Source organism: Photobacterium sp. DNB23_23_1 (assembly GCF_052873815.1).
This window is the reverse complement of sequence record NZ_JBNNXT010000128.1, coordinates 1-257: the sequence shown is the minus strand read 5'-3', so window position 1 is coordinate 257 and position 257 is coordinate 1. Positions and strand designations below refer to the sequence as shown.

General features: G+C 53.7%; 1 pseudogene. It reads left to right on the top strand.

Annotated features, from left to right (window positions below):
- Nucleotides 1–257, top strand: a pseudogene (locus ACVA53_RS25120) (3D-(3,5/4)-trihydroxycyclohexane-1,2-dione acylhydrolase (decyclizing)); the annotation flags it as partial.

Sequence of the window (257 nt, the reverse complement as noted above, 5' to 3'; positions counted from 1 at the left end):
GAAGTGTTCTTTGCTGAGAAGACGCACCGTATCCGCCGTCCAGAGCCTGAAATGATTGTTCTGGAAGAAGCGAAAGAGATCCTGCTGCAGGCGAAGAAGCCGTTGATCATCTCTGGTGGTGGTGTTCACTATTCGCTAGCGACTGACGAGTTGGCAGCTTTCGCTGGCAAGCACAACATTCCTGTGGTCGAGACCATTGCTGGCCGCGCCACAATGCTTCAGGACAACCCACTGAATGCTGGCCCAATCGGTGTAAC